Annotated in this window: 11 protein-coding genes; all 11 read right to left on the bottom strand. The window is 74.3% G+C overall.

The window, feature by feature from the left end:
- Nucleotides 1-4: 4 nt before the first annotated feature.
- Nucleotides 5-1,612, bottom strand: coding sequence for a signal recognition particle protein (gene ffh / locus ACZ5HG_RS07335; RefSeq protein ID WP_464181443.1), 1,608 nt, complete (start codon nt 1,610-1,612; stop codon nt 5-7).
- 28 nt (nt 1,613-1,640) lie between these two features.
- A complete protein-coding gene (locus tag ACZ5HG_RS07330; protein WP_464181442.1) occupies nt 1,641-3,428 on the bottom strand; it encodes a [protein-PII] uridylyltransferase in 1,788 nt (595 codons plus the stop codon).
- A 19-nt stretch (nt 3,429-3,447) separates the two neighbouring features.
- Complete coding sequence (locus ACZ5HG_RS07325; protein ID WP_464181441.1) at nt 3,448-3,789, bottom strand: P-II family nitrogen regulator; 342 nt, start codon at nt 3,787-3,789, stop codon at nt 3,448-3,450.
- Nucleotides 3,789-5,102 (bottom strand): ammonium transporter, encoded by a 1,314-nt coding sequence (locus ACZ5HG_RS07320; protein WP_464181439.1) that lies wholly within the window; start codon nt 5,100-5,102, stop codon nt 3,789-3,791. Before ACZ5HG_RS07320 ends, ACZ5HG_RS07325 begins: the two co-directional genes overlap by 1 nt.
- A 181-nt stretch (nt 5,103-5,283) precedes the next feature.
- Entirely contained in the window at nt 5,284-5,982 is a 699-nt protein-coding gene (locus ACZ5HG_RS07315) for a hypothetical protein (RefSeq protein ID WP_464181437.1), read from the bottom strand.
- A 25-nt stretch (nt 5,983-6,007) separates the two neighbouring features.
- Nucleotides 6,008-7,195, bottom strand: a complete 1,188-nt coding sequence (gene ftsY / locus ACZ5HG_RS07310; RefSeq protein ID WP_464181436.1) for a signal recognition particle-docking protein FtsY — start codon at nt 7,193-7,195, stop codon at nt 6,008-6,010.
- A 49-nt stretch (nt 7,196-7,244) separates the two neighbouring features.
- Complete coding sequence (locus ACZ5HG_RS07305) at nt 7,245-7,577, bottom strand: hypothetical protein (RefSeq protein ID WP_464181435.1); 333 nt, start codon at nt 7,575-7,577, stop codon at nt 7,245-7,247.
- An 86-nt stretch (nt 7,578-7,663) separates the two neighbouring features.
- Nucleotides 7,664-11,311 (bottom strand): chromosome segregation protein SMC, encoded by a 3,648-nt coding sequence (smc, locus tag ACZ5HG_RS07300; RefSeq protein ID WP_464181433.1) that lies wholly within the window; start codon nt 11,309-11,311, stop codon nt 7,664-7,666.
- 109 nt (nt 11,312-11,420) lie between these two features.
- A complete protein-coding gene (gene ndk, locus ACZ5HG_RS07295) occupies nt 11,421-11,846 on the bottom strand; it encodes a nucleoside-diphosphate kinase (protein WP_464181431.1) in 426 nt (141 codons plus the stop codon).
- A 22-nt stretch (nt 11,847-11,868) separates the two neighbouring features.
- Nucleotides 11,869-12,255 carry a DUF4233 domain-containing protein gene (locus ACZ5HG_RS07290; RefSeq protein WP_464181430.1) on the bottom strand — a complete coding sequence of 129 codons (387 nt, stop codon included), beginning with the start codon at nt 12,253-12,255 and terminating at the stop codon, nt 11,869-11,871.
- Nucleotides 12,256-12,280: 25 nt separating this feature from the next.
- The gene (locus ACZ5HG_RS07285) at nt 12,281-13,981 is read right to left on the bottom strand and encodes an MDR family MFS transporter (RefSeq protein WP_464181428.1); all 1,701 of its coding nucleotides are present in this window, start codon (nt 13,979-13,981) and stop codon (nt 12,281-12,283) included.
- Between the last annotated feature and the right edge of the window lie 8 nt (nt 13,982-13,989).

Here is a 13,989-nt window from a genome sequence, read left to right as displayed (position 1 = left end):
GTGGTCAGCGACCGAGGAACTTCTCCAGACCCGCCAGGTCGATCGACGCCGGGTCGGTCTCGGCGGGCCCCGAGGAGCGGCCGAGGCCGAACGCGGACCCCTTCGGCGCGGCGGGCGCGGCGGGCGCGATGCCGGCGGCGCGGTCGGCGGCCTCCTGCGCCTGCTGGGCGCGCTTGGCCGGGTTGCCGGACTTGCCCTTGACCTTCTTCGACGACGGCGCCTGACGGCCCCGGCCCTTCTTGCCCATGCCCGGCAGGTTGCCCATGCCCGGCACCGGCATGCCGCCGCCGCGCGCCATCTGCTTCATCATCTTCTGCGCGCCCTCGAACCGCTCCAGCAGCCCGTTGACGTCCGAGACCTGCATGCCGGAGCCGGCGGCGATCCGCGCGCGGCGCGAGCCGTTGATGATCTTCGGGTTGACCCGCTCGGCGGGGGTCATCGAGCGGATCATCGCCTCGACCCGGTCGACCTCGCGCTCGTCGAAGTTGTCGATCGCCTCGCGCATCTGGCCCATGCCCGGCAGCATCCCGAGCATCTTCTTCATCGAGCCCATGTTCTTGAGCTGCTGCATCTGCTGGAGGAAGTCCTCCAGCGTGAAGCCCTCGCCGCTGGCGAGCTTGCCGGCCATCTGCTCGGCCTGCTCGGCGTCGAAGGCCTTCTCGGCCTGCTCGATCAGGGTGAGCACGTCACCCATGTCGAGGATGCGCGACGCCATGCGGTCGGGGTGGAAGACCTCGAAGTCGGTGAGCTTCTCACCGGTGGACGAGAACAGGATCGGCCGGCCGGTGACCGAGGCGACCGACAGGGCGGCACCACCGCGGGCGTCGCCGTCGAGCTTGGACAGCACGACGCCGGTGAAGCCGACACCCTCCTGGAAGGCCGTGGCGGTGGCGACCGCGTCCTGACCGATCATCGCGTCGATCACGAACAGGATCTCGTCCGGCTGCACGGCGTCGCGGATGTCCGCGGCCTGCTGCATGAGCACGCTGTCCACGCCGAGGCGGCCGGCGGTGTCCACGATCAGCACGTCGTGCTGGCGGGCCTTCGCGGTGGCGAGGCCCTCGCGGGCGACGGCCACCGGGTCGGCGCCGAGCACCACGTCGTCCTCGGCACCCTGGTTGCCGGGGTGCGGGGCGAACACCGGCACGCCGGCGCGCTCGGCGACCACCTGGAGCTGGGTCACGGCGTTCGGCCGCTGGAGGTCGGCGGCGACCAGCAGCGGGGTGTGGCCCTGGCCCTTGAGGTGCAGCGCGAGCTTGCCGGCGAGCGTCGTCTTGCCGGCGCCCTGGAGGCCCGCGAGCAGGATGACCGTCGGCGGGTTCTTCGCCAGGGCCAGCGGCCGGTTCTCGCCGCCGAGGATCGCGACGAGCTCCTCGTTGACGATCTTGACGACCTGCTGCGCCGGGTTCAGCGCGCCCGAGACCTCGGAGGACAGCGCGCGCTCGCGCACGGCACCGGTGAAGGTGCGCACCACCGGCACGGCGACGTCGGCGTCGAGCAGCGCGCGACGGATCTCGCGCACGGTGGCGTCGATGTCCGCCTCGGACAGGCGCCCCTTGGAGCGCAGGTTCTTGAAGGTCGACGTCAGCCGGTCGGACAGGGTGTCGAACACCGCGCGATCCTCACGCTCTGTAGGCAGGTCAGGGACGTCCCAGGGTACCCGCCAGCCGGGCGGTCGCCCGCGCCACGAGGTCGTCCACCAGGTGCGCGCGCCACGCGGTCCACGCCGTCGGCCCCGCGGAGGAGGCGTCGGCCTCGGTCAGCGCCCGCAGCAGGTGCAGCAGGTCGAGCCGTCCGTCCACCGCCTCGAGCAGCCGGTCGACGGTCGCCGGGTCGTCCGGGTCGGCACCGGTGGCCAGGTCGGCGAGGGTCAGGTGGTGCCGCACCAGGGTGGTCAGGTCGGCGGCGTCCTCGCCCGAGAAGCCCATCCGCAGCGCGATCGGGCCGACCAGCCGGGCCCCCTCGATCGAGTGGTCGCCGGCGCCGGCGCGCTTGCCGATGTCGTGCAGCAGCGCGCCCACCAGCAGCAGGTCCTGCCGCTCGACGCTGCGACGCAGACCGGCGGCACGGGCGGCCGCCTCGACCAGGTGCCGGTCCACGGTGTGCCGGTGGATCGGCGAGCGCTGCGGCCGGTTGCGCACCCCCGCCCACTCCGGGATCCAGGTGGTGACGACGCCGGCGAGGTCCAGCGCCTCCCACACCGGCACCTGCGCGGGGCCGGTGGCGAGGAGCTGCACCAGCAGGGTGCGGGCGGCGCGCGGCCACGGCTCGGGCAGCGGCGGGGTGCGGGTCAGGCTGGTCACCGAGATCGGCGAGAGCGTGAGCCCGGTGCGCGCGGCGGTGGCGGCGGCGCGCAGCGAGAGCAGCGGGTCGGCGGCGGGCTGGGCGTCCGCGGCGAGCACCAGCTCCCCGTCGTGCTCGACCAGGCCCTCCCCCACGGCGCGCAGCCGGGGCGGCGTGCGACGGCCGCGCACCAGCACCGGCTTGCGGGCGGGCCGGTGCAGCGCCTGCCGGGCGTTGCGGGCGGTGGTGTCCAGCGCGTAGGAGATCACCCGTCCGGCCTCGGCGATCCCGGCGAGCAGGTCGTCCCGGTCCCCCACGCCCAGCAGCTCGGCGACCTCGTCCTGGTCCTGGAGCAGCAGGCGGTTGGTGTGCCGGCGGCTGACGGTCTGCACGGCGTCGCGCACGTCCAGCAGGTGCGCGTGCGCCCGGTCGACGGCCCCGTGCGGGCGATCGGTGAGCCAGGTGGCGGCCAGCGCCGAGAGCACCACGGCGTCCCGGATGCCGCCGCGCGCCTCCTTGAGGTCCGGCTCGATCAGGTAGGCGACCTCGCCGTGCCGCTCCGCGCGCTGCCGGGTGGAGGCGAGCAGCTCGGGCAGCCGGCGGCGGGCGGCGTCGCGCCAGTCCGCCAGCAGCGCCGATCCCGCGCGGTGCACCACCACGGGGTCACCGGCGACCGGGCGCAGGTCGAGCAGGCCGACGGCGGCGGGCAGGTCGCGCGAGGCCACCTGCCGGCACTGCGCCAGCGAGCGCACCGAGTGGTCCAGGTCGACCCCGGCGTCCCACAGCGGGTACCAGAGCCGGTCCGCCAGGCGGCCGATCTCCTCGGCGGAGTGCCCGCGCCCCTCGTGCACCAGCAGCAGGTCCAGGTCGCTGGCCGGGCTGGCGTCGCCGCGGCCGATGCTGCCGACGGCGCCGAGCGCCACGCCGGGCGTCGCCTGCCCCTCGGTGGCCTCGTCCCACAGCTCCGCCAGGCGCCGCAGCACCAGGTCGGACATCGCGGCGCGCCGGGTGGGTCCGTCGCTGCCCGGTCCGGACAGGCGGGCCGCCAGCTCGATCCTCTCGACGCGGAGGTCCCGCACCCCCTGACGAGGGTGCGGGACCTCCGAGGACCCGCCGGCCGTGCCCTTCGGCCGATCGGTGTTCATCTGTGAAGGATCGCCTCCGTCAGAGGGCGTCCGGGCCGTGCTCACCGGTGCGGACGCGAGCCACGTCCTCCACCGGCACGACCCACACCTTGCCGTCGCCGATCTTGCCGGTCTGGGCCGCCTTGACGACGACCTCGACCACGACCGGGGCGTCCTCGTCGGTCACCAGCACGTCGATCTTGACCTTCGGCACCAGGTCGACGGTGTACTCCGCCCCGCGGTAGACCTCGGTGTGGCCGCGCTGGCGGCCGTAGCCGCTGGCCTCGCTGACCGTCAGGCCGCGGACACCCGCCGCCTCCAGCGCCGACTTCACGTCGTCCAGGCGATGCGGCTGGATCACCGCGCTCACGAGCTTCGTCATCACTTCACCTCCGTCACCACGCGGGCGCCGCCCAGCGTCTCGTATGCGGTCTCACCGTGCACGGCCAGGTCGATCCCGCCGACCTCGGCCTCCTCGCTGACCCGCCAGCCGAGGGTGACCTTGAGGATGTACCCGATCACGGCCGTGACCAAGCCGGAGAACACCAGCGCGATCAGCGCGACCACGAACTGCACCACGAGCAGCTTGACGCCGTCGCCGAAGAACAGACCGCCGTCGGCGGCCAGGAAGCCGATGCCGATGGTGCCGACGAGACCGCCGACCAGGTGCACGCCGACCACGTCGAGCGAGTCGTCGTAGTTGAACTTGTACTTCAGGCCGACCGCCAGGGCGCAGAGCACACCGGCGACGACACCGAGCACGATCGAGGTGACCGGGCGCAGGGCGCCGGCGGCCGGGGTGATCGCGACCAGACCCGCGACGATGCCGGAGGCGGCACCCAGCGAGGTGGCGTGACCGTCACGGATCTTCTCGGTGACCAGCCAGCCGATCACGGCGGCGGCGGTGGCGGCGGTGGTGTTGACCCACGCCAGACCGGCGTTGCCGTCGGCGGTGAACGCCGAGCCCGCGTTGAAGCCGAACCAGCCGAACCACAGCAGGGCGGCACCGAGCATCACGAACGGCAGGTTGTGCGGACGCATGGGCTCCTTGCCGAAGCCCTTGCGGCGGCCGATGATCAGCGCGAGCACCAGGCCTGCGATACCGGCGTTGATGTGCACGACGGTGCCACCGGCGAAGTCGATCGGCGAGACGACGGCCGCACCGGCCTCGGCGTCCCAGCCGAACAGCTTCGCGGCGATGCCGTTCTCGTTCAGGCCGGAGAGCAGACCGCCGCCCCAGACCATGTGGGCCAGCGGGAAGTAGCTGACGGTGACCCAGAGCGCCACGAAGACGACCCAGGTGCCGAACTTGACGCGGTCGGCGATCGAGCCGCTGATCAGGGCGACCGTGATGATCGCGAAGGTGACCTGGAAGGCCACGCCGACGACGACCGGCACGCCGAACCCGTCGATCGCGAACTCACCCGCGTCGTCCCAGATCGTCCCCGAGAGGCCGAACTGGTCGAACGGGTTGCCGAACAGCCCGCCGACGTCCGAGCCGTAGGACATCGACCAGCCCCAGAGCACGTAGACGACGACCACCACCGCGATCGCGATGAAGGACATCATCATCATGTTGAGGACGGACTTGCCGCGGACCATGCCGCCGTAGAAGAACGCCAGTCCAGGCGTCATGAGCAGCACCAGCGATGCTGACATCAGCATCCAGGCTGTCGCTCCGGTGTCCAGATCCATGTGGAACGCCTCTCCCCTCGCCAGCCGGGCGGCCGGTCGGGGACAAGGTTCCCGACCGGCCGTTACCGTCGGCGGCGGCGTGCGTTACAGCGGTGTGACAACGGGGCGGGCCAGGTAAACGTTGCGTTGCACCGGTGTGCAGCGGGTGAGAAGGCTGTGACCTGGGTCTCAGCAGGGTCGGTCATCCGGCGGTGGCGAGCAGCGGCAGGGCGAGCAGGGTCATCGCCACGAACGCGAGCACCCCGCTCGACACGACGTGCACCCCGCCGAGCGCGGTGACCCGGGCACGGTCCCTGCGCGAGACGCCCCAGCCGAGGTCGAGCAGCGCGGCCGGCGGCAGCCGCCCCTCGACCGCCAGGTCCTCGACGGCCTCGCGCAGCTCCGGCGGCGTGCCGCCACGCAGCGAGTGCAGCAGGACGACGCGACCGCCGCGCCCGTCGGTCAGCAGGTGCAGCCACGGGTTGCCGCGGCGGACCCAGATCCGGACCGATCGGATCCGGAGCGTGCGCAGGTCGACCCGGCGCCGGCCGAGCACCGTCGGCAGGGTCAGCACCTCGTCGTCGACCCGGGCCAGCGCCACCGGTCCGACCGGGGCCAGCAGCATCGGCAGCAGCAGCCCGGTGAGGAAGCAGACGACGAAGAACACGATCGGCAGCGGGTGGTCGGGCATCCCGCCGGCGTCCCGGGGCGCGGTGGACCACACGTCCCGGGTGAGCGGCACCAGCACCGCGAGCACCGCCCACCCGACGACCAGCAGCCGCCCGCCCCAGAGCAGCCCGGGGCCGAGCAGCCACGACGCCACCGCCGGGGCGCGCCGGGTCAGCGGGTCGTGGTCGGCCTCGCCCGGCGTGCGGTGCCGGGCGACCGGCGGGGTGCTCACGGGCGGGCGGGTCGAGTCGACCGGGTCAGCCGAGGATGCCGTCGACGAACTCCGCGGCGTCGAAGGGCGCCAGGTCGTCCGGGCCCTCGCCGAGGCCGACCAGCTTGACCGGCACGCCGAGCTCGCGCTGCACGGCGACCACGATGCCGCCCTTGGCGGTGCCGTCGAGCTTGGTGAGCACGATGCCGGTCACCCCGGCGACCTCCGCGAACACGCGCGCCTGGGTCAGGCCGTTCTGGCCGGTGGTGGCGTCCAGCACCAGCAGCACCTCGGACAGCGGGGCCTCACGCGTGATGACGCGGGTGATCTTGCCGAGCTCGTCCATCAGGCCGGCCTTGTTCTGCAGGCGGCCGGCGGTGTCGACCAGCACGACGTCCACGCCCTCGGTGACGCCGGTGCGCACGGCGTCGAAGGCGACGGAGGCCGGGTCGGCGCCGTCGCGGTCGGCGCGCACGGTGCGCAGGCCGACCCGGGATCCCCAGGTCTGGAGCTGGTCGGCGGCGGCGGCGCGGAAGGTGTCGGCGGCGCCGAGCAGGACGGTGCGCTCCTCGGCGACCAGCACGCGCGCGAGCTTGCCGACGGTGGTCGTCTTGCCGGTGCCGTTGACGCCGACCACCATCACGACGGCGGGAACCGGCTCGCCGGACGGGCCGGGCACGCGCTCGGTGGCCAGGGTGCGGTCCAGGCCGGGGTCGACCAGCGCGAGCAGCTGCTCGCGGAGCAGGGCGCGCACCTGCGCCGGGTCCTTGAGGCCCTGCACGCGGGCCTGGGTGCGCAGGGCGTCGACCAGCTCGGCGGAGGGGCCGGCGCCGACGTCGGCGAGCAGCAGGGTCTCCTCGAGCTCGTCCCAGTCGTCCTCGGAGAGGTGGTCGCGGGAGAGCACCGCGAGCATCCGGGCACCCAGCGGGGAGCCGGAGCGGGCCAGGCGGTCGCGCAGCCGGGCGAGGCGGCCGGTGGCGGGCGCGGGGACGTCGAGCGCCGGGGCCTCGACCGCGGCGGCGGGCTCGTCGACCGGCTCGACCTCGACGGGTGCCTCGGCGGCGGGGGCCTCGGGACGGCCGAGGGTGGTCGTGCCCGCACCCGGGCTCGTGCCGGCGCCGGGCTGCTCGCCACGGCCGGAGCGACGACGGGCGATCAGCGCACCGCCGCCGCCCAGCACCACCAGCGCGGGGACGGCGACGTACAGCAGGTTCAGGAGATCGTTCTGGTCCACCGGGCCAGTGTGTCAGGCGCGGGTCCCGATCGGCGCCGCAGCGCCCTGCTCAGTCCTGGTGGGTGCGGTGCGGGGCGTGCAGCAGCCGGCCGGCACGCTCCCCCGTGCGGTCGAGCAGGTCGGCGAGGTCGTCCAGGTGCAGGTAGCCGTCCTCCGGCTCGGCGTCCTGCGCGAAGATCTCGGCGAAGGTCACGTCCACCGGCTCGGCGGCCTCCTCGGGCAGCGGCTGCTGGCCGGAGCGTCGGCGGTGCAGCCCGGAGCGCAGGTCACGCCAGAAGGTGCGCAGCGCCCCGGCGTCGTCGCCCCACGCGCTCGCCGCCCCGATCACGCCGGCAGCGGCCAGCAACGCGATCCCGATCCCCCACAGCAGCGCCCCGGTCATGGGATCTATTCTCGCCCCGTTCACCCGGGCTCGCTGCGTGCCGGGCCGGACCGGCGAGGAACCGGCACGAGACCTTCACAGCGGTCCTACGCGGGCACCTCGTCGCGCAGCCGCTGGCTGATCACGGTGGTCACCCCGTCGCCGCGCATGGTCACCCCGTACAGGGCGTCGGCGATCTCCATGGTGCGCTTCTGGTGGGTCACCACGATCAGCTGCGAGTCCTCCTGCAGCTCGCGGAAGATCTCCAGCAGGCGGCCCAGGTTGGCGTCGTCCAGGGCGGCCTCGACCTCGTCCATCACGTAGAACGGGCTCGGGCGGGCCTTGAAGATCGACACCAGCAGCGCCACCGCCGTGAGCGAGCGCTCGCCGCCGGACAGCAGGGACAGCCGCTTGACCTTCTTGCCCGCCGGACGCGCCTCGACCTCGATCCCGGTGGTGAGCATGTCGGAGGGATCGGTGAGCACCAGCCGGCCCTCGCCGCCCGGGAACAGGCGCGGGAACACCCGGTCGAACTGCGCGGCGGTGTCGCGGTAGGCGTCGGCGAACACCTGCTCCACGCGCTCGTCGATCTCCCGGACGATCTCCAGCAGGTCGGCGCGGGACTTCTTGAGGTCGGCGAGCTGCTCGACCAGGAACCGGTGCCGCTCCTCCAGCGCCGCGAACTCCTCCAGCGCCAGCGGGTTGATCCGGCCGAGCTGGGACAGCGCCCGCTCGGCCGCGCGCAGGCGCTTCTCCTGCTCGGCGCGCACGTAGGGCACGGTCTCGACCGGCTCGGGGGCGGGCTCGTCCGTCGTCGGAGCCGTCGCGGGGGCGTCGTCCGCGGTCGCGTCGGCGTCCGGATCCGCCACCGGTGCCGGGCGCGGCACGACCACCGGCGCGACGACCGGCACGCCCTGGTGCGGGCCGTACTCCTCGACCAGCACGTCCGGGTCGATGCCGAGGTCCTCGACGCTGCGGGTGCGCAGCTGCTCGATCCGCAGCCGCTGCTCGGCGCGCGCCACCTCGTCGCGGTGCGCCGCGTCGGTGAGCTGCGCCAGGTCGCGCTGGTGGCCGTCCACGGCGGTGCGCACGGCGGTCAGTGCGGTCTCCCGCTCGGTGCGGGCGGCCTCGGCGGCGTCCCGGGCGTCGGCGGCCTGCTGCACCGCGCGCTCGACGGCGGTCAGCGTGGCGGCGGCACCGGCGGCCACGGCGTGCGCGACGGCGACCTGCCGGGCGCGCTGCCGCTCGCGCTCGGCGGCCCGCTCCCGGGCGGCGCGCTCGGTGCGGGCGGCGCGGTCCAGGGACTCCGCACGACCGGAGAGCGCACGGGCACGCTCCTCGCTGGTGCGCAGGGTCAGCCGGGCCTCGGTCTCGCGGGCGCGGGCCTCGGTGGCGGCGGCCGCCCGGGCGTCGCGCTCGACGGTGCGCTCCTCGATCGCCGCCTCGGTGTCGGCGGGCTCCTCCTCGGCGACGCGCAGCCGCTCGACCAGCTCGGCGAGCTCGCCCTGGCCGTCGGCCAGCGTCTGCTCGGCGGTGGCCAGCGAGGCCTGCACCCGCTCGGCCTCGGCGCGGGCGGCGCGGGCGGTGGCCCCGAGGTGGCCGAGCTGCTCGGAGACCGCCGCCAGGGCCGCGTCGGACTCGTTGAGCCGCTCCAGCGTCTCGGCGTAGACCTCGCCGGCCTCGGTCTCGGCCTCACGGGCGGCGACCAGCGCGAACCGGGCCTGCTCACCGCGGGCGGCGGCGGCCTCGGCACCGGCGCGGGCCTCGTCCAGGGCGGACTGGAGGTGCAGGGCGCTCGGGGCGGTCGCGGAGCCGCCGGACGCCCGGTGCGCGGCGAGCACGTCGCCGGTGCGGGTGGCCACCACCAGATCTCCGTGATCGGCCAGCACGGCGCGGGCCTGCGCCAGGTCGTCCACCACCACGACGTCCCGCAGCAGCCGGGCGACCGCGGGGCGGACCGGGGCGGGCGACTGCACGAGGTCCAGCGCCCAGGCGGCACCGTCGGGGGCGGGCGCCCGCGCGTCGTCGCCGGCCGAGGCCGCGTCCGCCACCACCAGCCCGGCGCGTCCGGCGTCCTGCTCGCGCAGGAAGCGGATCGCGTCGACGGCGGCCTCCACCGACTGCACGGCCACCGCGTCCGCCGAGGCGCCGAGCGCCGCCACGATCGCGTCCTCGTCCCCCGCCGCCACGCCGAGCAGCGCGGCCAGCGAGCCGAGCACCCCCGGCACCTCGTCCGAGGCGAGCAGCGCGCCCGCGCCGTCCTTGCGGGTGAGGCTGAGCTCCAGGGTCTCGATCCGGGACTCCAGCGCGGCCCGGTCCCGCTCGGCGGCGGTCAGGTCCTCGGTGAGGGCGCGCACCCGGGCGGAGGTCTGCTCGACAGCGTCAGCGGCGGCCTCGTGAGCGGCGTCCAGCCCCTCCTCGCCCTCCTCGACCCCGGCGACCTGCGTCTCCAGGGCGGCGAACTCGACGGTCGCCTCGTGCCCGCGCCGCTCGGCGGCGGTCAGCGTCTCGCGCAGCCGGCCGATCTCCGCCTCGGTGGCCTCCAGGCGGGAGCGCCGGGCGCCGACCTGACCGGCCAGCCGGGCCAGCCCCTCACGCCGGTCGGCGGCCCCGCGCAGCACGGCGGCCAGCGCCTTCTCCGCGGCGGCGGCGGCGTCCTCGGCCTCCTGCCGGGCGGCCTGCACCCGCTCCAGACCGGCACGGGCGACGTCCACCTCCGACTGGAGCTCGGCCTCGGCGGCCCGGGCACGCTCGGCCTGGCGCAGCAGCTCCTCCGGGTCCTGGCCGCCGGTGCGCTCGGGGGCCGCCGAGCCCAGCAGGCGGGCGCGATCGGTGGCCAGGGAGGCGGTGCCGCGCAGCCGCTCGCGCAGCGAGGACAGCCGGAACCACACGTCGGAGGCCTCGCCCAGCGCAGGCGCGGCCTCGGCGGCCTCCCGCTCCAGGACGGCCAGGCGGGTGCGCGCGTCCCCCAGGGCGGCCTCGACCTCGGCGCGCCGGGCCAGCAGCGCGGTCTCGTCGGCGAGGTCCTGCTCCAGGGTGGCGGTGAGCTGGGCCAGGTCGTCGGCGAGCAGCCGGGCGCGGGCGTCGCGCAGGTCCGCCTGCACGGTCTGCGCCTTGCGGGCGACCTCCGCCTGCCGGCCCAGCGGCCCGAGCTGCCGACGCAGCTCCCCGGTGAGATCGGTCAGCCGGGTGAGGTTGGCCTGCATCGCGTCGAGCTTGCGGAGAGCCTTCTCCTTGCGCTTGCGGTGCTTGAGGACGCCCGCGGCCTCCTCGATGAAGCCGCGCCGCTCCTCCGGCGTCGCGCGCAGCACCGCGTCGAGCTGGCCCTGCCCGACGATCACGTGCATCTCGCGGCCGAGGCCGGAGTCGGACAGCAGGTCCTGGATGTCCAGCAGCCGGCAGCCGCGCCCGTTGATCGCGTACTCGGAGCCACCGTTGCGGAACAGCGTCCGGGAGATCGTGACCTCGGTGTACTCGATCGGCAGGGCGCCGTCGGTGTTGTCGATCGTCAGCGACACCTCGGCGCGGCCCAGCGGCGGGCGGCCGGAGGTGCCGGCGAAGATGACGTCCTCCATCTTGCCGCCGCGGAGCGACTTCGCGCCCTGCTCGCCCATCACCCAGGCGAGAGCGTCCACGACGTTGGACTTGCCGGAGCCGTTCGGCCCGACGACGCAGGTCACCCCGGGCTCGAGGTTCAGCGTCGTCGCCGAGGCGAACGACTTGAACCCGCGCAGGGTCAGCGTCTTGAGGTGCACCCGCGCAGCCTACCGATCGGGTGCGCCTGCGCCGAGAGGGCAGTAGCTGTCGCTTCCCGGGGTCGGGAGACAGCAGCCACTGCCCTCTCGGCGCAAGGACGGGGAGAGATCAGAGCGCGGGGAACCAGAGGGCGATCTCGCGGGCGGCGGACTCGGGGGCGTCGGAGCCGTGCACGAGGTTCTGGGTGACCGCGAGGCCCCAGTCGCGGCCGAGGTCGCCACGGATCGTGCCGGGCGCGGCGGTGGTCGGCTCGGTGGACCCGGCCAGCGAGCGGAAGCCCTCGATCACGCGGTGGCCCTCGACGACCACGGCGACCACCGGGCCGGACTTCATGAAGTCGACCAGCGGCTGGAAGAAGGGCTTGCCGGCGTGCTCGGCGTAGTGCTCGCCCAGCAGGGCGTCGTCGGCGGTGCGCAGCTCGACCGCGACCAGGGTGTAGCCCTTGGCCTCGATCCGGCGGAGCACCTCCCCCACCAGGCCACGGCGGACGCCGTCGGGCTTGACCAGGACGAGGGTGCGCTGGATGTCGCTCATGGCCGTCACCCTAACGGCAGCGTCAGCCCTCGGGGTGGGCGGCGTCGTAGGCGGCGCGCTCCCGGTCGATCCGCCCGCCGAGCCGCAGGGCCACCACCCAGAGCACGACGAACAGCCCGCCGAGGGCGAACATCGCCGGCAGCACGAAGCCGCAGGCCAGCACGAGCACCTGCGCGACCGACCCCGCGACGTAGCCGCCCGGCACGGTGACCAGCCGGGACAGCACCACCAGCGCGAGGAAGATCGCACCGGCGGAGGACCAGAGCACCGGGGCCGGCAACGACTCGAGCCCGTGCGCCGTCAGCGCCGCGAACAGCACCAGCACGCCCTCGAGGACCAGGATCATCGAGGTGAACTGGGGCTTGGCGGGGCGCTTGGGGCGCACGGGCCGCGAGGCGTGCATGCTCATCGCAGGTGAGGCTACCCGGCGATCGTCAGGTGCGGTCGGCGGCGCGGCCGTCGTCCGTCGTGACGGAGCCGACAGGGGTCTCCCCCGCGGCCGCGGCGACCCCGGCGGTGACCGAGGCGGACGGGGCGGTGCCCTCAGCACCGGGAGCGCCCTCGACGGTCGCCTCGCCGCGCGCCACCATGCCGGCGACGTCGGAGAGCTTCACCTCGCGCAGGAACAGCGTGAGCACGAAGCCGAGGGCCAGCAGCGGCACCAGGTACCAGAACGCCGGGGCCAGCGCGTCGGCGTAGGCGTTGACGATGCCGTCGTGCAGCTGCTCCGGCAGGCCGGCCACGATCGCCGGGGTCAGCGACTCCGCACCGCCGCCGGTGGGCACCTGGTCGGCCGGGACGCCCGCGAAGGCGTCGGTCAGCCGCTCGGTGAGCCGGGAGGTGAAGATCGTGCTGAACAGGGCGGTGCCGACCGCCGCGCCGATCTCGCGGAAGAAGTTGTTCGCGGAGGTCGCGGTGCCGAGCTCGTGCGGGTCCACCGAGTTCTGCACGGCGAGCACGATCGTCTGCATGACCAGGCCGAGGCCGGCGCCGAGCGCGAAGATCATCACGCCGAACAGCACCATCGACATGTCGCCGGTCAGAGTGGTGAGCCAGGCGAGGCCGAGGGTGGCGATGGCCATGCCGACCACGGGGAACCTCTTGTAGCGGCCGGTCTTGGTGATCGCGAAGCCGGAGCCGATCGCGGTGAGCATGACGCCGACGGTCATCGGCAGCATGAGCAGGCCGGACTCGGTGACGCCCGCGCCGGTCGCCATCTGCAGGAAGGTCGGCAGGAAGGCCAGCGAGGCGAACATGCCCATGCCGATCACCAGGCCGACCGAGGTGGCGATGGCGAAGGTCGGGTTGCGGAACAGGTGCAGCGGGAGGATCGGCTCCTCGGCGCGCTGCTCGACCAGGATGAACGCGATGATCGCGGCGACGGTGAGCACCAGCAGGCCCACCAGGCGGCCGTCCGACCAGTCGTAGCCGGACTCGCCGGTCAGCGAGGTCCACGAGGTCAGCAGCACGATCGCGGAGGTGCCGAGCGTCATCAGGACGATGCCGGCGATGTCGATGTGCTTGCCCGCGCGGTGCGTCGGCAGCTTGAGGGTGAACCAGGCGACCGCGAAGGCGGCGATGCCGATCGGGATGTTGATCCAGAAGCACCAGCGCCAGTCGGCGTGGTCGGTGAACAGCCCGCCGAGCAGCGGGCCGGCGACGGCGGCGATGCCGAACATCGCACCCATCGGGCCCATGTACTTGCCGCGGTCCTTGGCCGGGACGATGTCCGCGATGATCGCCTGCGACAGGATCATCAGACCGCCGCCGCCGAGGCCCTGGATCCCGCGCCAGATCACCAGCTCGATGAAGGACTGCGCGAAGCCCGCGCCGGCGGAGGCGACGGTGAACAGGCCGATGGCGATGAGGAACGGCCAGCGCCGCCCCCACAGGTCGCCGAACTTGCCGTACAGCGGCATGACGATCGCGATGGCCAGGATGTAGGCCGTCACGACCCAGCCCTGGTGCTCGACGCCGTTCAGCTCGCCGACGATCGTGGGCATCGCGGTGCCGACGATCGACTGGTCGAGCGAGGACAGCAGCATGCTCGCGAGCAGGGCGCCGAAGATCAGCCAGACGGTGCGCTGGTTCAGCACCACCAGCGGCTTGTCGGGGGCGGGGGCGGTGGACGCCATGAGGAGGT

The sequence above is a fragment of the Cellulomonas sp. GTC20042 genome, from assembly GCF_055389595.1.
The sequence above is the reverse complement of the archived record's forward strand: the minus strand, read 5'-3'. Positions and strand labels throughout refer to the sequence as shown.

Coding starts and splice junctions, on each gene's coding strand:
- ACZ5HG_RS07290 (WP_464181430.1), bottom strand. CDS start 12,255: ATGAGCATGCACGCCTCGCGGCCCGTGCGCCCCAAGCGCCCCGCCAAG.
- ndk (WP_464181431.1), bottom strand. CDS start 11,846: ATGAGCGACATCCAGCGCACCCTCGTCCTGGTCAAGCCCGACGGCGTC.
- ACZ5HG_RS07285 (WP_464181428.1), bottom strand. CDS start 13,981: ATGGCGTCCACCGCCCCCGCCCCCGACAAGCCGCTGGTGGTGCTGAAC.
- ACZ5HG_RS07330 (WP_464181442.1), bottom strand. CDS start 3,428: ATGAACACCGATCGGCCGAAGGGCACGGCCGGCGGGTCCTCGGAGGTC.
- ACZ5HG_RS07325 (WP_464181441.1), bottom strand. CDS start 3,789: ATGACGAAGCTCGTGAGCGCGGTGATCCAGCCGCATCGCCTGGACGAC.
- ACZ5HG_RS07320 (WP_464181439.1), bottom strand. CDS start 5,102: ATGGATCTGGACACCGGAGCGACAGCCTGGATGCTGATGTCAGCATCG.
- ACZ5HG_RS07305 (WP_464181435.1), bottom strand. CDS start 7,577: ATGACCGGGGCGCTGCTGTGGGGGATCGGGATCGCGTTGCTGGCCGCT.